General features: G+C 42.8%; 9 protein-coding genes. 5 read left to right on the top strand and 4 right to left on the bottom strand.

The genetic code is table 11. The annotated features are described in order from the left end of the window. Position 1: 1 nt before the first annotated feature. From QUA45_RS12445 to QUA45_RS12430, 4 genes are all read right to left on the bottom strand, one after another. Positions 2–727: a chemotaxis protein CheB gene (locus QUA45_RS12445; protein WP_333161786.1), complete on the bottom strand. Its 726-nt coding sequence runs from the start codon at positions 725–727 to the stop codon at positions 2–4. Next, positions 681–1508 carry a protein-glutamate O-methyltransferase CheR gene (locus QUA45_RS12440; RefSeq protein ID WP_333097163.1) on the bottom strand — a complete coding sequence of 276 codons (828 nt, stop codon included), beginning with the start codon at positions 1506–1508 and terminating at the stop codon, positions 681–683. Before QUA45_RS12440 ends, QUA45_RS12445 begins: the two co-directional genes overlap by 47 nt. A 117-nt stretch (positions 1509–1625) precedes the next feature. Further along, positions 1626–7442 (bottom strand): HAMP domain-containing protein, encoded by a 5817-nt coding sequence (locus QUA45_RS12435; protein ID WP_333097161.1) that lies wholly within the window; start codon positions 7440–7442, stop codon positions 1626–1628. Between the two features lie 292 nt (positions 7443–7734). Further along, complete coding sequence (locus tag QUA45_RS12430) at positions 7735–9807, bottom strand: FAD-dependent oxidoreductase (protein WP_333220916.1); 2073 nt, start codon at positions 9805–9807, stop codon at positions 7735–7737. A gap of 161 nt (positions 9808–9968) precedes the next feature. On the opposite strand from QUA45_RS12430, the gene QUA45_RS12425 reads away from it, so the two are divergent. From QUA45_RS12425 to QUA45_RS12405, 5 genes are all read left to right on the top strand, one after another. Next, a complete protein-coding gene (locus QUA45_RS12425) occupies positions 9969–10481 on the top strand; it encodes a hypothetical protein (protein ID WP_333097157.1) in 513 nt (170 codons plus the stop codon). A gap of 89 nt (positions 10482–10570) precedes the next feature. Continuing rightward, on the top strand, positions 10571–11335 hold the full coding sequence (locus QUA45_RS12420) for an aldolase/citrate lyase family protein (protein WP_333220914.1): 765 nt from the start codon (positions 10571–10573) through the stop codon (positions 11333–11335). A 188-nt stretch (positions 11336–11523) separates the two neighbouring features. Beyond that, complete coding sequence (locus QUA45_RS12415) at positions 11524–12192, top strand: 2OG-Fe dioxygenase family protein (RefSeq protein WP_333044665.1); 669 nt, start codon at positions 11524–11526, stop codon at positions 12190–12192. A 1029-nt stretch (positions 12193–13221) separates the two neighbouring features. Beyond that, a complete protein-coding gene (locus QUA45_RS12410) occupies positions 13222–18594 on the top strand; it encodes an ATP-binding sensor histidine kinase (protein WP_333220912.1) in 5373 nt (1790 codons plus the stop codon). Positions 18595–18629: 35 nt separating this feature from the next. Further along, positions 18630–20162: an ATP-binding protein gene (locus QUA45_RS12405; protein ID WP_333220910.1), complete on the top strand. Its 1533-nt coding sequence runs from the start codon at positions 18630–18632 to the stop codon at positions 20160–20162. Positions 20163–20328 lie beyond the last annotated feature (166 nt).

Genomic DNA, 20328 nt, shown 5'->3' with positions numbered 1-20328 from the left:
TTTAATCTTTCATTCTTAGCAAATTGACTAAACAGGGAGCGATTTTAGAGAGGGGTAAAATCCAGTCTACTTTAACATTTGCGATCGCCGACGCTGGCATGGTCGGGCATAGAGCTGAAGCCGGTTCCTCCACGAATGTCAATCCTCCCTCAGCTTTAATTTTTGCCAGCCCTTTACTGCCATCCGAATTAGCTCCCGTTAAAATTATGCCGATAACTTTCTCCCCAAAGGCATCCGCAGCCGACTCAAACAGCACATCGATTGAGGGCCGCGCGTAGCAGACAGGAGCCTCAGTTGATAGTGCAAATTTAGGAGTTCCGCGATTGCGGATTGGGGAGTTTGAATTATGGATTGACTCCACTGCCACGCTCCCCCATTCTGTAAATTCGTTTTCATACAGGATAAACTCCTCGTCAGAGGGCGATTCTATTAGCAAGTGATAGTCAGCAGGAGCCAAGTAAACCCGTCCAGGTACGATCTCCTCTTTGTCTTGGGCCTCTGTGACTTGGAGAGAGCTTTGCTTTTGTAAAAAATAAGTAAGCCTATTCTGAGAACTCTTATGGCGGTGTTGGACAATAACTACAGGCAAAGGAAAGCTTTGTGGCAAATCTGCCAGCAGAAGAGTCAGAGCCTCTAGCCCTCCCAAAGACGTGCCCACAACCACTATTTCAAAATTTTTTTTATTTAATCCTCCGGTAGAGTTTATCACTACTTTCAATGGGTTCATAGTATTTTTCATAAGGTGTAAAAGTCAGAGACTCCTGATGTCCTAGTCCTAAAACTCCAAACATTCCCAGGCTCTCATAAAAAAGCTTGTGTACCCGCTCTTGGAGGTGTGAATTGAAATAAATCATCACATTACGGCATAAAATAACATTAAATTCATTAAAAGAATTATCCGTTGCTAGGTTGTGGTGAGCAAAGACAATATTATCTTTAAGTGAAGAGCGAAAAATCGCATTTTCATAGGCAGCAGTGTAATACTCAGAAAACGCTTTCTTGCCCCCCGCTTGGTGGTATAGTTGCGTATATTCTTGCATTTGTTTCAGCGGGAATATCCCTGTTTTGGCTGTTTTCAAAACTAATTCATTCATGTCCGTAGCGTAAATACGACAACGGTCATACAGTCCTTCTTCTTGCAGCAAGATTGCCATAGAATAGACTTCTTCTCCCGTTGAGCATCCAGCGTGCCAAATCCGAATAAAAGGATAAGTACGCAACAGCGGCACCACTTTATTTCTGAAACTAATGTAAAAACTGGGATCGCGAAACATCGCCGTTACATTGACAGAAATGTCTAGGAGTAAACGATCTAAGTAAGCAGGATTGTGAAGTACCTTTTCCTGAAGTGCAGAGACAGTGGTGAGCCGTTCCGAGCGAATAGTGTTCCAAATACGGCGCTTGAGAGAGGCAAAAGCATAATTGCGAAAATCAAATCCGTAATAGCGAAACATTCCCTCTAGTAGGAGTTGAATTTCGATTGTTTCAAGTTCATGGCTTTCGGGCATTTTTAATGACTAATTGGTTATTGGGCATTTTTGACTGTTAACTGCTGACTGTTGACTGCTGACTAATGACAACTAACAACTGCCAACAGTCAACTTCCAAGTGAACAACTGACTTCATTATCGATAAAGCCAGACACGCAGCAGCGAGAGCAACTGTTCCGTATCAACAGGTTTGGTAATGTAGTCAGACGCACCAGCTTCGATACATTTTTCCCGATCGCCCTTCATCGCTTTCGCAGTCAGAGCAATCATTGGCAACGAAGCAAATTGAGGCATATTACGAATTGCTTGCATGGTTTCGTAACCGTCCATCTCTGGCATCATCACGTCCATCAACACAATATTTATCTCAGGCGTATTTTGCAATTTAGCAATGCCCTCTCTGCCATTCTCAGCATACACAACTTCCATTTTATGGCGCTCCAGCATACTTGTGAGGGCGAAAATATTCCGCATATCGTCGTCAACAATCAAGACTGTTTTGCCCGCCAGCGTCGAATCTGTTTGATACAATTGCTCTAGCATTTGGCGCTTTGGTTCGGGCAAATTTGCTTGCACTCGGTGCAAAAACAAAGCTGTTTCATCTAACAGGCGCTCAGGCGACCGCACATCTTTAACAATGATTGTTTCCGCCATGCGCTTGAGTTGAGTTTCTTCGGATCTTGTCAACTCTTTGCCCGTATAAATAATAAGTGGCAGACTTTTCAAAGTAGCCTCTTGCTTGATCTGCTCTATCAGTTCAAAACCAGTCATATCTGGTAGTCCCAAATCGAGTACAACGCAGTCAAAATGCCCCGATTTCAAAATTTCTAGCGCCTCTGCACCACTCCCCACAGCCGTGGTAGAAACATCGTGATTACCGATTAAATCCACAATACCTAGACGCTGTGTTTCGTCGTCTTCCACGACTAGCAAATTCTTCACTGGTCGCTCCACAAACCCCTTAATATCAGTCAAAGCTTTGCTCAATGCTTCGCGACTGACAGGCTTTTGTAAGTAAGCGATCGCCCCTAACTGCAAACTGCGCTGCCGCCCTTCTTCAACTGATACAATGTGAACCGGAATGTGGCGCGTACTTGGGTCGTGCTTCAAGCGATCGAGCACTGTCCAGCCATCCATCACAGGCAAATTTAGATCCAGCATAATCGCAGTTGGCTTGAACTCTCGAGCCATCGCCAAACCGATATCGCTCCGCAAAGCCACCAAACCTTTAAAACCCTGTTCCTGCGCCATATCCAGCAGAATCCGAGCAAAGTTTACATCATCTTCAATAATCAACAGCACGCGATCGTCACTCTCAATATTTTCTCGATCATCAAAGATTAAAGGTGAGGGGTAAGGTGCGATCGGCAAGTGGAAATTCGGCAAAGGAAGTGCGGGAGAATTAGCAGGGGGTAATTGAGGCGTTTGCTTGCCCGTTCCCGAACCCGTATCATTCATTATGCGCGATTCTTGGTAAGTTTGTGGCAGATAAAGCGTGAACTTACTACCCTCACCAGGATGACTTGTCAATTTAATTTCTCCACCTAACAAATTAGCGATTTCTCTACTAATTGACAAACCCAAACCCGTGCCCCCGTATTTGCGGCTAGTGCTACCATCTGCTTGTTGAAAAGCCTCAAAAATAACCCTGTGTTTTTCAGCAGAAATCCCTATCCCGGTATCGCTAACTGAGAAAGCCAAAACAGTAGGGGAACTCCTTAAACTTTCTATCTCTAAACTCCACCCTTCCCGCACTACTTCGGCACGCAATTTCACCTCCCCTCGCTCTGTAAACTTAAACGCATTAGAGAGGAGATTCTTCAAAACTTGTTGCAGCCGTTTAGCATCAGTATAGAGACCTTTTGGCAACCCAGCCTCAAGCTCTATTTTAAAACTCAACTTCTTATCCTGGGCGATTTGGCGGAAAGTCCGATCCAAATGATCTCGCAAGTCCGTAAACAACACTTGCTCAATTTCCACCGACATCGTGCCCGATTCAATCTTAGCGAGATCCAAGATGTCATTAATCAGCCCCAGCAAATCATTTCCCGCGGAGTAAATTGTGCGCGTGTATTCAACTTGCTTCAGAGTCAAATTGCCTTCAGTATTGTCAGAAAGCAATCGAGCCAGAATCAACAGCGAATTTAGCGGAGTTCGCAACTCGTGAGACATATTTGCCAGAAACTCCGACTTATACTTAGAAGTTAGAGCCAACTGTTCTGCTCTTTCTTCCAACAACCCCCTCGCCTGTTCGATATCTCGGTTTTTCCGCTCCACTTCCTTATTTTGCAGCGCTAGCAATTCAGCTTGTTCTTCTAGTTCTTCATTCGTTTGTTGCAACTCTTCCTGCTGACTCTTTAACAGTTCCTCAGATGCGCGGAGTGACTGCGCTTGTTGTTCAAGACGCTTGTTAGTTTCCGTTAGTTCTTTTTGCTGAGTTTGTAACTCTTCGGCCAAAGACTGTGACTGTTTCAGCAACTCTTCAGTCCGCATACTCGCCGCAATTGTATTTAAGACAATGGCGATACTTTCTGTAAGTTGGTCGAGGAATGTCAAGTGTATTTCGCTGAATCGGCGGAACGAAGCTAACTCGATTACTGCCGTCACTTGTCCCTCAAATAATACGGGTAAAACCACCACATTCAGCGGCGTAGATTCTCCCAGTCCCGATCCAATTTTAACGTAGTTTTCCGGCACTTCGGTCAACAGTATCCGTTCTTTTTCCAGGGCGCACTGTCCTACCAAACCTTCGCCTAAATGGAATCTATTTCCTAACTGTTTGCGTTCGCGGTATGCGTAGGTACTTAACAGTTTGAGAAACGGATCGTGTTCGACAGATTCCATCATAAAGAAGACGCCATGCTGAGCAGAAACCAGCGGCGTCAATTCTGAGAGAATTAGTTTAGAAACAGTTTCTAAATCCCGCTGACCTTGTAGCATTCGAGTAAACTTAGCAAGGTTTGTTTTCAGCCAATCTTGCTCAGTATTTTTCTGCGTAGTCTCCCGGAGATTGGCGATCATCTGGTTAATGTTGTCCTTAACAATGGCAACTTCTCCTTCCGTGGCCACGGAAATTGACCTCGTTAAATCGCCTCTGGTAACAGCAATTGCTACTTCTGCGATCGCCCGCAACTGAGTAGTCAAATTCGCCGCCAATTCATTCACATTATCCGTCAAATCTCGCCAGGTTCCCGCCGCGCCCGGAACCTTCGCCTGGCCGCCCAATTTCCCTTCAATTCCCACCTCCCGCGCCACAGTAGTAACTTGATCGGCAAACGTCGCGAGCGTATCAATCATCTCATTAATCGTATCTGCCAGAGTCGCAATTTCTCCCTTAGCTTCCAGCATTAATTTGCGCTTCAAATCGCCATTCGCCACCGCCGTCACAACCTTAGCAATACCCCGCACTTGCGCTGTCAAATTCCCCGCCATCGAGTTTACGTTGTCGGTTAAATCTTTCCAAGTTCCCGCAACTCCTTTCACCTCAGCTTGACCGCCCAATTTACCCTCAGTTCCCACCTCCCGCGCCACCCGCGTTACCTCAGAAGCGAAGGAATTAAGCTGATCCACCATCACGTTAATAGTGTCTTTCAACTCCAGAATTTCGCCTTTAACATCGACGGTGATTTTCTTAGACAAATCGCCATTTGCCACCGCTTTCGTCACTTCCGCAATATTCCGCACCTGCGCTGTCAAATTCCCCGCCATCAAGTTAACATTATCGGTTAAATCTTTCCACGTTCCCCCTACACCCCGCACGTAAGCTTGCACACCTAATTTACCTTCCGTTCCTACTTCCCTAGCAACTCTGGTTACTTCAGATGCGAAGGAACTCAACTGATCCACCATGATGTTAATGGTGTTTTTCAGTTCTAGAATTTCGCCTTTAACATCTACTGTAATTTTTTTAGATAAATCGCCATTTGCCACCGCCGTTGTCACTTCGGCAATGTTACGCACTTGGGCTGTTAAATTCCCCGCCATCGAGTTAACTGAATCCGTTAAATCTTTCCAAGTTCCCGCAACTCCTTTAACTTCAGCTTGCACGCCTAATTTCCCTTCGGTTCCCACTTCCCTCGCAACCCTAGTTACTTCCGAAGCGAAGGAATTTAACTGATCCACCATCGTGTTGACGGTGTTTTTTAACTCCAAAATTTCACCCTTAACATCTACAGTAATTTTCTTCGACAAGTCGCCATTTGCCACAGCAGTAGTAACAGCCGCAATATTCCGTACTTGTTCGGTTAAACTCCCCGCCATAAAATTAACTGAATCTGTTAAATCCTTCCAAGTTCCTGCTACGCCTCGGACATCCGCTTGACCGCCGAGTTTACCTTCGGAGCCCACTTCTCTCGCCACCCGCGTTACTTCAGATGCGAAGGAATTAAGCTGATCCACCATCACGTTAATGGTGTTTTTCAGTTCTAAAATTTCTCCTTTAACCTGTACCGTAATTTTTTTAGATAAGTCACCGTTAGCAACAGCAGTCGTCACCTCAGCAATGTTGCGGACTTGTGCTGTTAAATTCCCGGCCATTGAGTTAACTGAATCCGTTAAATCTTTCCAGGTTCCTGCTACTTCCTGCACTTCAGCTTGCACGCCTAATTTCCCTTCCGTTCCCACTTCCCTAGCAACCCTGGTTACTTCAGATGCGAAGGAATTTAACTGGTCTACCATCGTGTTGACGGTATTTTTGAGTTCGAGAATTTCCCCTTTAACATCTACGGTAATTTTCTTAGATAAATCGCCCTTGGCCACAGCGGTTGTCACTTCAGCGATGTTCCGCACTTGTGCTGTCAAACTGCCTGCCATGAAGTTAACGCTATCCGTTAAATCCTTCCAAGTTCCGGCAACTCCTTTAACTTCTGCTTGACCGCCGAGTTTGCCTTCGGAACCCACTTCTCTTGCCACCCGCGTTACTTCAGAAGCGAAGGAATTTAACTGATCAACCATGATGTTAATCGTGTTTTTTAACTCCAGAATTTCACCTTTAACATCTACTGTAATTTTTTTAGATAAGTCACCATTTGCCACAGCCGTCGTCACGTCGGCAATGTTCCGTACTTGTGCGGTAAGATTGCCAGCCATTGAATTAACTGAATCCGTTAAATCTTTCCAGGTTCCTGCAACTCCCCGCACTTCAGCTTGCACCCCTAATTTGCCTTCGGTTCCTACTTCTCTCGCCACCCGCGTTACTTCAGATGCGAAGGAACTCAACTGATCCACCATGATGTTAATCGTGTTTTTCAGTTCGAGAATTTCACCTTTTACATCTACTGTAATTTTTTTGGATAAATCGCCATTTGCCACCGCCGTTGTCACTTCGGCAATGTTACGCACTTGTGCTGTTAAATTCCCTGCCATCGAGTTAACTGAATCCGTTAAATCTTTCCAGGTTCCGGCAACTCCTTTAACTTCAGCTTGCACGCCTAATTTCCCTTCGGTTCCTACTTCCCTAGCCACCCGCGTTACTTCCGACGCAAAGGAACTCAACTGGTCAACCATTGTGTTAACAATTTGCGCTGTTTGGAGGAATTCTCCTTTGAGGGGTCTGTCTTCTATTTCTAAGGCGATAGTTTGCGATAAATCTCCTTTTGCTACGGCCCGAATTACTCTGGCGGTTTCAGAGGTTGGTTGCACTAAATCTGTAATTAGGGTATTGACAGAGTTTACGCTAGCTGCCCATGACCCCTCGGCGCTGCCGATGGTGGCCCGCTGGGCGATTTTGCCTTCTTTACCGACAACTGTGCCGATCCGCTCGAGTTCGGCCGCCATTCTCTCATTGAGATCGATAATGTCGTTAAGTTCGTCAGCAATTTTCCCCGCTAGACCCGTCTGGTCTATGGGCATCCGAACTGAAAAGTCCCCTTTTTTGACTGCTACTAAGGTTCTGAGTAACTGTTTGGCATAAGCATTATTGGAATTGGGGCTTGTTATCTGTGCAGTTGACATGACCGTTACCTTTGACGAGTTTGAAGGGGAAGCGGGGAATATTTTTGAGATTATTGATATTATCCGACTAAAGCAGTGTCTGATTGCTTCTGTCGAAAGATGGATGACAAATAGCTGATAAACAGCTATTTTGTTATTGGTTATTTTATACTGGTTCGCAGGCTCTTCTTGGTAACCAGTTAATTGTCGGGTGTCAGGAACAAGCCCGAAAGCCTGTTCCACCCTGTTCTACAAAGAGTGAATTTTATTGTAGGGCGGGCAGGATGCCAGCGCTACAGATTACCAACTGCGATTATTTCCAATTTTGCCACGAACTATTGAAAATAGAAGTACCCGGAAAGGCGATCGGATTGGCATTTTGTTGCAATCGCAACTGCAACACTTCTAAGTTTGGCTCGCGGGACGGCAATTCGTCCACTAATTCATAAGGTAGAATCCCCTTTTCCAAGGAAAAAGCAGCCGTAACTCCCGCCGCGGCACCTGCAGACCATTCAAAAGAATGCACTCGATAAGCAGCGGCCGCTGTGTGGCTAACAGCAATACTTTTACCTGCCACTAACATATTGTCAATTTTCTGGGGAATCATTGCCCGCAGCGGAATTTGGAAGGGATAAGCTTGCCCTTGAGCTTTGCGAGTACCTTCCCGTTCGGTATTTCCCGGTGCTTCCGGCGGACTGTTGGTCATGCAGGGGTGAAAGTCGATCGCATAATGACCGATACCCACAGAATCAGGATAAATCGTAGCGCGCGATCGCGATTTTGTATCCTCAACAGATTGACTTCCCACAGCCAAAGCAGGCGCATTCAAACCACCCACAGCCAACCACAAATTGCGATACTCTTCCTCAGACAAATTTTGGCGGTAAAAATCAGCCGTAAAGTCAGTGCGAGACATATCAACTTCCCACACCGTAAAACCTTGAGGCTGATTGAAACTCGGCCGCCCAATAATGCGCCGGCCCTCCCGCATATAAGGATATTTAGAAAGTCCGTGTACTGTCCCCATCGGCGAATCCAACCCGCTCAAAAAACGATTGTTTGGATTAGGCTTTTTGACTCCTTCTCCTAGCTGCGAGTCAGTAGTTCCTGTTACCAGCCAGTAGAAAAATCCTTTGGCATTTTCCTCTCCCTTTCGCAAAGTTTCCGTTCGCAAACCGCCCATCCATCCCCCCGGTTGCAGTTGACCTGCTTCTTCCAACTGCTCGCGAGAATAAATTAAATTATCCTGGGCAGAACCGGGACGATAGTCATTGCCCCAAGTCCAGTTTTGCATCGAAATATCCCCCGGATAAATCGGAAATTGCTTCGGGTCTGAAGGTCGCTTTTGATCCGGTCTCATGCTCCTGATTTGGCGGTAGGTGAAAACTAAGGGAAAGCTCGCCAATCTCTGCAATTCGTAGCTGTAGTAAGGAGCGTATTGTTGATAAAAAGACGGCACTTGATGCTGCTGCGGTTCCTTCGTTGCCTGCATCGCAAAGGTGTAGGTAAAACCTTGAGTGCAGTAAGGATCGCCGGTTGCGCTGGGGGAAGAAGGTTCGAGAGGGGAACGCGGGTCAATTCCGAGGCGGTAGGGAACATCGGCAAGTCCGATCAATTCGCCTGTTTCAGTGGCATCTACAACGTACCAATCAGCACCTTTAGGTTGAGAATTTGACTGGTTAGGTGGTTTAGGAATAAACCGAATAATAGTTTTGTTAAATCTCGGAGAATTTTCGTAGCGATAGGCTTCTTCGATAGTTTGAGAAAGAGTTTCGGTGTTGAGTGATGGCGTGTTGGTGGCGGGTTTGTGTTGAATGGCGATCGCACTTTTAATTTGTTGGCCCCCAACCGCATTCCCCGGCACAGCAGGAGTAATTGCTAGTTCTTTAATAACCGTATTGGGAAACCATTTCAGCGTGCCTTTGCCTTTTCTAGCTGCATCCTGCAAGATGTTAAATAGAATTTTGTGACCGTCGTAGGGCATGAAACACGAATAGCTAACCCAACAGCCTCCGGGATTTAGCCGGCCGTAATGTTCCTCGATCCGCCCCCGCAATTCGAGGTAGCCACGGGGGTAAAATAAGAGCGATCGCTGAGTCTCTCTTTCATCGAGTGCGGAAGTTCCCTGGGAGGAAATTTGACCGCCTACCCAGTCAGTAATTTCAGTAAGGCAAACTGTGCGCCCCGCCAGTAAACCTTCGTAAGCGGTAGCAGCGCCTGCGAGCCCGCCGCCTGCTACTAGAATGTCGCAAGTTTCTGCATTGTCTGGATTGCGCGGAGGTGCGGCAAATACTGGCGAAATGCTCCCAATCGCGGAAATGATGCCGAGGGTGAGGCTAAGGATCGATCGACTTTTGAGCAAAAATAGATAGTGTCTAAGTTTCATCAGAGATTGTGGAATTAATTTTGACATAGCACGAAAAACACTCATGCCATCTAAATGTTTATTTTGCAGTATACTGGTATTTCGCGGTGTTGTCAGGGAAAACTTTTTTAGATAAGAGGCATTAATACCAGCAACAACTATTGAACAGTCGGCTCTACCTTATGCTCAAAATCGTCAAATTTTTTAGATCATTGATTCCTTTTGAGAGTTTAACAATTACCACCAGTTTAACTTTTTCGGAAGTTTTACGCAGGTTGGATGAAGTTGTTACTCCTCCCAAAGTTTTTAGAATAATTATACCCTTTGGTCCGCCACTTCCCAAACCTTATGAAGGAACAATTTCTGGCAAAACATTCAAAATTAATCGCATCATCATCGGTCGAAATTTATTGTTCCCAATTATAGAAGGAGATATACACACTCAACAGTTCGGTTGTTCCATCAAAATTAGGATGACTTTACATAAAATAGTCATAGGACTTCTGATTCTTTGGCTGTGGACAACTGGCAGTATTGGAATGTTTTCTTTATTTGCTTGGTTAGTCGAACCCTCTGTGGGAGCAATATTTTTACCAATTTTAGGAATGTTTATTTTTGGTTGGCTTTTATGCTTAATTCCATTTAAAATAGAAGCAAAAGCAGCTACAAAATTTTTGTCTATTCTCTTAACCTAAAGTAATTTGTCACAGCCATATTTTAGCTGTATTATTAAAAATAATTTAGGTTCATCGATCGTCAGCGACGGTAAAAAAACTCCAAATTTATGCGTCAAAACCAACTAAAACAAAAAATTAAACAAGGCGAAACCGTCCTCGGTTTATTTATGAACTGCGCTTATCCCGCATTCATGGAAATATGCGGTCACGCTGGATTCGATTTCGCCGTTATCGATATGGAACACGGCCCCCTGAACCCGCTTGCTGCTGAAGATTTGTGTCGCGCCGCCGACTGCACTGGAATTGCACCGATTATTCGCGTCCGCAAAAACGACGGGCCGCAAATTCAACGAGCTCTCGATATCGGCAGTGCAGGCGTTCAAGTACCTCAAATTGAAAGCAAAATCGATGCTGAAACCGCTGTCAAAAGCGCTAAATACAGTCCTCTGGGTACGCGAGGCCTTTCCTTCGCTACGCGGGCAGGACTTTACACCGCTGCAGGTACAAATATCACCGATCGACTCAACGAAGAATCCTTAGTTGTGATTCATGTCGAAGGCAAAGGCGGCATCGACAACCTGGCGGAAATTGTTACTGTGCCAGAGGTGGACGTGATTTTTCTGGGGCCTTACGATCTGTCACAGTCGATCGGCATTCCCGGCCAAGTCCGCGATCCCCGAGTCATCGACATGATGCAGGAGGCTGTGCAAACCATCCGCAAAGCAGGCAAAGCCGCCGGTACTTTTGCCGAAAACCCCGAAATCGCCCAGCAGTGGATTGATGCTGGCGTTCAGTACGTCGCACTTGGGGTCGATGTTGCCGTTTTCCTGCGGGCCTGTCAGTCGCTGGTGAAAGCAGTCAATCGATTTTAGATTTTAGATTTTGGATTTTGGATTAAAAGAAGAACAAGCCCCCGGATTCATCTTGCAAGCTTTACGATATCTTTGCAATTTTTGTAGTGTCTTTTACGACACATACAAAAAACCTGCGCTAGAGTAGAAGCATACACCTCCTTAAGGCAAAACTGGGGAGGGGAGCAAGGCTTCAGGGAGAAATATCTATGAAAACGGTATTAGAATCCATTCATTTGGATTATGCCTTCATGTTTACTTTCAAAAAAGTAAACTCGATTAAGCTCGAAGGTTTCAAGGAATTCTTTGACGATATGCCTGTCGATCCGTATGTGAAAGGTAAGTATCGTTCGAGAAGATTGTCGCGGTTTGCCGTCAACGGAAATGAGTTAGTTAAGTTACCTCACGGCTATTTGTATCAAAGCAAAACATACAATCCGCTAGTGGGTGATATCAGGCGGGAATTTGCGGAATTGGACGATCGACTAATCGCCCTCGATAATTTCAAACAGATGATTTTTGCTTTTTTCGATTCCTGCAAAATTCACCCAGAAGCTGAAATCGGCATCCATCAAATCAGGACGACTTGTTCGGCGCACAATTTTGGCAACCCCGCACCGGAAGGCATTCACCAAGACGGTACTGACTTTATCGGGATTTTCTCGGTTGACAGAACTAATATTGTAGGCGGGGAAACGCATTTGTACTTGGCTAAAAAAGAGAAGCCTGTTTTTAATAAAATTCTGCATCCGGGAGAATTGCTGTTAGTTAACGACCATGAGTTTTTCCACTTTACTACGCCGATTAAACCGGAATCTGAAGGGGTGGGAACCAGGGATGTCTTTGTGCTGACTTCTCCGAGTTTGCTTTGCGATTGAGGAGAGTTGGGAAATTGGGCGGGGAGGATCGAGCGTGAGAGCTTTTATATGAGTGCGATCGTCCCCGCTCGCTACTAGAGATATAAGCTTTGCTAAGGGGAATTAGACATTTTCTAGGGCATTTAGGAGCGCAAACCCCCTAGCTCGCCAGGGAAAGAGATCTATGACCTAAAAATGCCTAAAACCCTTGGTATAACTAAATTCAAGCCCATTCGAGCTAAAAGTCTTTCTCGATTTGGGCTTGAAGCCATTTTAGCAGCAGTTTTTGTCTAAGTCTCGTTAACTCACATCTTGCACAATTGTCAATTACTTGTTTAGGAACAGGCTTTCCGGCCTGTTCCACAAAAAAACTCATTCTTTGTGGAACGGGCCGAAGAGCCCGTTCTTGACAATGGTGCAACATCTGAGGTTAATCAGAGCAGAAGAACAGATTGATAATTGGTACGAAATTCAACGGAATTTTTCTCTTCAGGTAGCCCGTGATTTCATTCTCAATTATCTGAATCAAAAAGTAGGTCTAAAAACTGAATATTAACGGCTCGCTAAGTGCAGCATTAATTGGACTTGTCGCATCTCAACAAATATCCGTGGTTTTTGCAACTTTTTGTAAAAGCACAAGCTTAATCCGCCGTTGGGATTACCTTATTTTTGCACTTTTTACACATTTTACTTAATTTGTCAATGCGTAAGTCCTATATCTGAGTCTGCCTACCCATATCTGACGATCGATCTAGTAACTATACCAAGCCGTACAAATCTCCTATGTAGACCAAGGGCGAGATCCCTTCACTTTGTTCTGCCTGCTTTTGGAGGAAACTGCGTGAAGCGAAGCTATCCCGCAGGGAATCGCCCTCCTCACATGAATCTTTATTTGTATTTTTTTTAAGAAATGTTAAAACATATTTTTTTAAGTAACACTTAAGTTTGGCTTAAAGTGCAGAGTACAATGAGGTATCAGAGCATCCATCTACTTACAAATTGACACTTCCTCAAAAACTTGTGTATTAATATTTAACAGAGACTGCCAGGATGATTAACTTAGCCGGCTACGAGATTACCAACCAAATCCATGAAAGTAACAATTCCTTAGTTTACCGAGGCCTGAGAAAGCAAGACAACCAAGCGATAATTCTCAAATTTCTCAAGCAAGATTATCCGATGCCAGCTTCGTTAGTTAGATACAAGCAGGAATACGAAATTACACGCAATCTTAACCTAGAAAGTGTGCCTAAAACCTACAACTTAGAAAGATACCAAAACAGTTTAGTTATTATTTTCGAGGATAGTGGTGGAAAATCATTAAAGCTGGGGTTGGCTTCTCAAAAACTTACCTTACAAGAGTTTTTGTTAACAGCTATCAAAATAACCCGAGCTTTAGGCGACATTCATCAACATAAAATTATTCATAAAGATATCAACCCCAGCAATATTATTATTAACTCGACAACAGGGCTAGTCCAAATCATAGATTTTGGCATCTCTACTGTCTTATCGCGTGAGAATCCTACCCTAAAAAATCCTAATGTTTTAGAAGGCACTCTTAGCTATATATCGCCCGAACAAACAGGCAGGATGAACCGAGCGATCGACTACCGCACTGATTTTTACTCATTAGGAGTCACTTTTTACGAACTGCTAACGGGGCAACTGCCATGGGATTACAACGATGCAATGGAATTAGTACACTGTCATATTGCTAAACAAGCAGTACCGCCCCATGAAATTAATGCAGAAATTCCTAAAGCGGTTTCTGATATTGTAATGAAACTGTTAGAAAAAACGGCTGAAAAAAGATACCAAAGTGCTTCGGGAATCATCGTAGATTTAGAAGAATGCCTGAAACAACTAGAGGGGAAAGGAACGATTACAGATTTTGCGATCGGCCAAAAAGATATTACAGATAAGTTTCAAATTCCCCAAAAACTTTATGGGAGAGAACGAGAAATAGAAACCTTATTAGCAGCCTTCGAGCGCGTCAGCAATGGCACAACGGAAATTATGTTAGTGTCGGGTTACTCTGGCATTGGCAAATCAGCCTTAGTGCAAGAAGTTTATAAACCAATTACTAAGTCAAGGGGTTATTTTATTGCGGGTAAGTTCGACCAATTTCAACGCAATATTCCTTACGCAGCTATCATCAATGCTTTTCGATCCTTAGTGAAGCAAATGCTAACTGAAAGTGAAGTACAATTAGTTCATTGGAAAGAAAAACTTTTAGCAGTTTTGGCTAAAAACGGACAAGTCATTATTGATGTCGTTCCAGAAGTGGAATTCATTGTTGGTAAGCAGCCAGCCGTGCCAGAATTAGCGCCAGCCGAGTCACAAAATCGTTTTAATTCAGTATTTCAAAAATTTATCGGCGTGTTTTGCTCATCTGAACATCCTTTAGTCATCTTTTTAGACGATTTACAATGGGCTGATTCTGCCACGCTGAAGTTGCTAGAAGTAATGATGACAGATGCACAAACGCGCTATTTGTTCTTAATTGGGGCATATCGAGATAACGAAGTCGCTCCCGGACATCCCTTGATGATAAGTCTTGATTTACTACAGTCCAAAGCCTCTGTTATCAACAACCTCACATTAGTTCCCTTAGCTATTGAACATATTTGCAACTTAATTTGTGATACGTTACACGCTAACACAATTGCAGTAGAACCATTAGCTCAATTAGTAATCAGAAAAACTTCTGGTAACCCCTTTTTTGTCAATCAATTTCTCAAAACTCTCTATCAGGAAGATTTACTTACATTTATTCCTCCGTCTCAAGGCAGTAAACCCCAATGGCAATGGGACATAGCTTTAATTGAGGCAATAGGCATTACTGATAATGTTGTGGAGTTAATGGTTAGGAAGTTAAGAAAACTTCCTACCTCCACACAGCAGGTTTTACAGTTAGCTGCTTGTGTAGGCAACACTTTTGATTTGCACACCCTTTCTATTATCCATGAAACATCAGCAGCAGTCGCTTATCAAAAGCTTTTACCAGCAATTCAGGAAGGTTTAGTATTACCTATTTCTGATCTGGAAATTACACCAGAAGAAATAATAGATGCTGCCCTAATTATTCTTACTTTTAATTTTTTGCACGATCGAGTGCAACAAGCAGCTTATGCCACTATCCCTGAAGAGCATAAAAAAGAAGTTCACCTCAAAATCGGTCAACTACTTTTAAAAAATACGACAGAAAAAAAAGTGGAAGAAAAAGTTTTCGATTTGGTCAATCATCTTAATATAGGTGTGGAATTGATTGATGATTTAGAGCAGAAAGTTAAATTGTCAAATTTGAATTTAATAGCAGGCAAAAAAGCCAAAGCTTCCACGGCCTATAAAACAGCAGCTACCTATTTTGCTTTAGGAATAAAAATACTAGGGATTCAGGCTTGGGAAAATTATTATGAATTAACATTTACTCTCTATAGGGAGCGAAGTGAGTGCGAGTATTTAGCTGGCAACCTTGAGGAAGCAGAAGAACTTTTTAAGATAGCCTTAAGTAATAGCCAATCGGCCATCGACAAAGCAGAAATTTATTCTCTTTATACATTGTTTTGTTCAACTTTATCACGGAAAGATGAAGCCCTCAAGTTCACGCTTGCTGGCTTAGAATGTTTGGGTATGGATTTGCCTCGTACAGAAGAAGAATTACCAAAAGCAGTAGAAATAGAATTACAACAGGTATCATTAAATCTGTCCCAAAGAAAAGTTGCTGATTTAATCAATGCTCATGAGCTTAGAGACTTGACAAAAAGAGCCAGCATTAAATTATTAATTGATTTGTGGGCGGTAGCTTATTATGTTGGACATCAAAATTGGCTAGATTTATCTATATTAAAGATAGTCAATATGTCCTTAAGGTATGGAAACACAGATTTATCAGCATTCGGTTATGTTACTTATGGAATGTTGTTATCATCTCGAAATGAATATAAACTAGCTTATGAATTTGGTAAGCTAGCTTTAAAACTCAATGATAAATTTAACAACAAGAGCCTTAGTTGTAAAGTCCCTAATCTTTTTGCTTTGAGGATTAATCCTTATAATAATCATTTAAAAACAAACTTAGATATTTTTAGGACAGCTTATAAAGGTGGGCTAGAGTGTGGCGATTTAGTTTACATCGTTTGGACGATTATGTTTAGTATATGGACGAGATTTATTATAGGTCAGCCTCTAAAAGAGGTTTATGAAGAATCTTGTAAATATATAGCTGTTATGAAGCAGACAAATGACTTAAGTATGCTGTATGGATTTATGTCTTTACAGCAAACTACTTTAAATTTACAAGGATTGACTAAAGATAAATACAGCTTCGATGATGAAATATATAGTGAAGCGTTGTGCTTGCAACACTGGGAAAATACGAAGTTTTATCATGTTAAGACTTGGTATATAACTTTCAAGGCTCAAGTTTTATTCATTTATGAGAACTATACTGAAGCTCTCAAGCTGGCTCAAGAAAATGAAAAAATAATTAATAATTTCGGTTTTTTTAATATCACTCAACACTATTTCTATTATTCATTAATTTTGGCTGCTGTCTATTCAAAGGCTACTATTGATGAAAAAGAAAATTACTGGGAAATTTTACATAATAATCTAGAAAAAACAAAAGTTTGGGCAGATAGCTGCCCAGATAATTATCTACATCAGTATTTACTGATAGCCGCAGAAATAGCGCGGATTTCTGGTAAGGATTTAGAAGCAATGGATTTATACGACAAGGCTATTGCCCTTGCCAAAGAAAACGAATACATCAACGAAGAAGCACTCGCTCACGAACTCGCCGCCAAATTCTATTTGTCATTGGGCAAAGAAACCATCGCTCAAGTTTATATGCAAAACGCTCACTATAGCTACCAAGTTTGGGGTGCTATAGCTAAAGTTAAGCATTTAGAAGAGAAATACCCCCAATTCCTAGCTAGAACATCAGCCAAAACCACCACTCAAATTAAAGTTAACCAAACAACGATTAAGGCTACTACCATTAGCACGAATTTGGGAGAAACGCTAGATTTAGCCACAGTAATGAAAGCTTCCCAAGCAATTTCAGGAGAAATAGTTTTGAGTAAGTTGCTAGAAAGGTTGATGAAAATTGCGATCGAAAATGCGGGTGCCCAAAAAGGATTTTTAATTTTAGAAAAAGCGGGAAACTGGGCGATAGAGGCAGAAGGTTCGGTGAAGGAAGATGAAGTCAGCGTGCTGCGATCGCTTCCCCTGAATGCAAAAGCAGATTCTGGGGAAACGCCCAAACTAGCAAGTGCGATCGCCAACTACGTCATCCGCACCCAGGAAAACGTCGTATTAAATAACGCCACCCAAGAAGGACAATTTACCCGCGATCCTTACATAGCAGCCACCCAACCCAAATCAATTCTCTGCACCCCTCTACTGCACCAAGGCAAGCTCACAGGCATCCTTTACCTAGAAAACAACCTGAGCGAAGGAGCCTTTACCACAGATAGACTAGAACTGCTAAAATTGTTATCAGCCCAAATAGCCATTTCCATCGAAAATGCCCAACTCTACAATAACTTGCAAGAGTTCAATCAAAACTTAGAGCAATTAGTCAGCGATCGCACCCACGAATTATCTAATGCCCTAGATAATTTAAAAGCTACTCAAAGCAAGCTAGTGGAATCTGAAAAAATGGCATCGCTGGGAGGATTAGTTGCAGGCGTCGCCCACGAAATTAATACTCCCATCGGCGTAGGTGTCACCGTTGCGTCAGCTTTGGCAGAACATACCACAGAATTTGCTTCTACTTATAACAGTGGCAAAATGAAGCGCTCCGAGCTAGAAAAATTTTTGGATATAGCCACCCAAAGCAGCAACACCCTTCTAACTAATCTAAATCAGGCTGCGGCATTGATTCACAGCTTTAAAGAAGTGGCAGTCGATCGCTCTAGCGAAGAACGACGAACTTTCATAGTAAGAGATTATCTGGATGAAATTTTAATCCAATTAAAACCAAAATTGAGAAATAGCAAACATTCGATCGAAATTAAGGGAGACACCAAAATAGCCCTAGATTCTTATCCAGGTGCTTTATCCCAAGTTGTCACAAATTTACTGATGAACTCTCTGATTCATGCTTACGAACCGGGCGAATCTGGTCAGCTCGCTTTTGATTGGCAACAAGAGGGCGATCGGCTTAGATTTGAATATTCCGATGACGGTCAAGGCATTCCCCCAGAAAATTTAAGTAAAATTTTCGAGCCATTCTTTACTACAAAACGCGGTCAGGGTGGTAGCGGGTTGGGATTGCATATTGTCTACAATTTAGTTACCCAAAAACTTCTGGGTGAAATAGAATGTAAAAGTGAGGTGGGAGTCGGCACCAAATTTATTATTAAGCTACCCGTCCAAATAAATTCACATAAATTCACAACGGTAGTTTCCTAAATCCCAACATCAGTAACAAAGAAAGGTAAGCAGCAATGGACAAGAGTATTTACGGCTTTTCAAATGAAATATCATCTGAAGAAGTGTTATTTGCGGATGAAGTTAACTCAGATGAAGAGTTATTTTTTGCCGATGAAGTATCAGAAGATTCTCCGACAGAAAGCTGGAAAATTTTGATTGTAGATGATGAATCTCACGTTCACACAGCTACCAATATAGCCTTAATAAATTTTGTTTATGAAAATAAATTTTTAAAATTTATTAGTGCTTATTCCGCTAAGGAAGCTAAAGAGTTAATTCAAGAACATCCTGATGTGGCTATCATCCTGCTTGATGTAATCATGGAAACGGATGATGCTGGCTTAGAGTTTGTTAAATATGTCCGCGAAGTGTTAGGCAATCAGTTAGTGCGAATTATTTTACGCACAGGTCAACCCGGACAAGTACCCGAAAAAAGCGTTATTATCAATTACGATATTAATGACTATAAAACTAAAACTGAATTAACGACATCAAAGCTATACACTACAGTGCTAACAGCTTTGAGAAGTTTTTGTCTCGGTCATAAATTGCACTCGGAAATAGAGCGGCGCGAACAAGTAGAGAAAGCACTTCGGCTCAGTGAAGAAAAAGAACACCAAAAAGCTCTGGCCTTAGAGCATTTTGTCAAAGAACTGCAAGAAACACAAGTCCAGCTAGTTCAAAGTGAAAAAATGTCGAGTCTCGGTCAATTAGTCGCAGGTGTCGCTCATGAAATTAACAATCCGGTTAACTTTATTTACGGCAATATCTCGCACGCCAAGGATTATATTAAAGAACTCATCTATGTATTGAATCTCTACCAACGGCATTACCCGCAACCCGAAGCAGAAATTCTCCAGGCAATAGAAGATGGAGAGTTGTCATTTATCATGGACGATTTGCCAAAGTTGCTTTCTTCCTTGCAGTTAGGCATCGAACGCATTCGTATGATTGTGGAGTCTCTACGAAATTTTTCGCGCTTAGATGAAACCGAAATCAAATCAGTAGATATTCACGAAGGTATTAATAGCACCTTGATGATATTGCAGCATCGCCTCAAGGCTAAGTCAGATCGTCCTGCTATTAACGTGATTAAAGAGTATAGTCCATTGCCACTTGTGACCTGTTATGCAGGTCAGCTTAATCAGGTGTTTATGAACCTTTTAGCGAATGCTATAGATGCTTTGGAAGAGCTGGGAAGTAGAGAAGAGGGTAAAGTTTTTCACCCACAAATTTTGATTCGTACTGAAGTCGTAGCGGGCAATTCCTATGACAACATTAGCACGGGATCAGGCATTCGGGTAACAATTGCTGATAATGGTATTGGCATGACTGAGAAAGTTCGTTCAAAACTTTTCACTCCCTTTTTTACTACTAAGCCAATCGGAAAAGGTACAGGCATGGGATTGTCAATCAGCCGAAAAATTCTGCTAGAAAAACACTGCGCTCAACTACAGTGTTTTTCTACGCCAGAGCAGGGAACGGAGTTTATTATTGAGATGCCGACTATCTGTAAAGCAACCAATTTCGCGGTATCTATGGTCTAGGAAACTGATTGGGCCCAATTCATCATATAGCGGTTTTCATTTGCAGGGGAGAAATCAGCAGTAATTCCGAAAGTTACGCTAACGGGCTGAGACAAAAACTGAAGCCAAAATGGCTTAAAACCTAGATAGAGAAAGACTTTTACCTCGAAAGGGGATAAATCTAATA

The sequence above is a fragment of the Microcoleus sp. Pol12A5 genome (genome assembly GCF_036701435.1).
GTDB lineage: Bacteria > Cyanobacteriota > Cyanobacteriia > Cyanobacteriales > Microcoleaceae > Microcoleus.
This window is presented reverse-complemented; position numbering and strand designations above follow the sequence as displayed.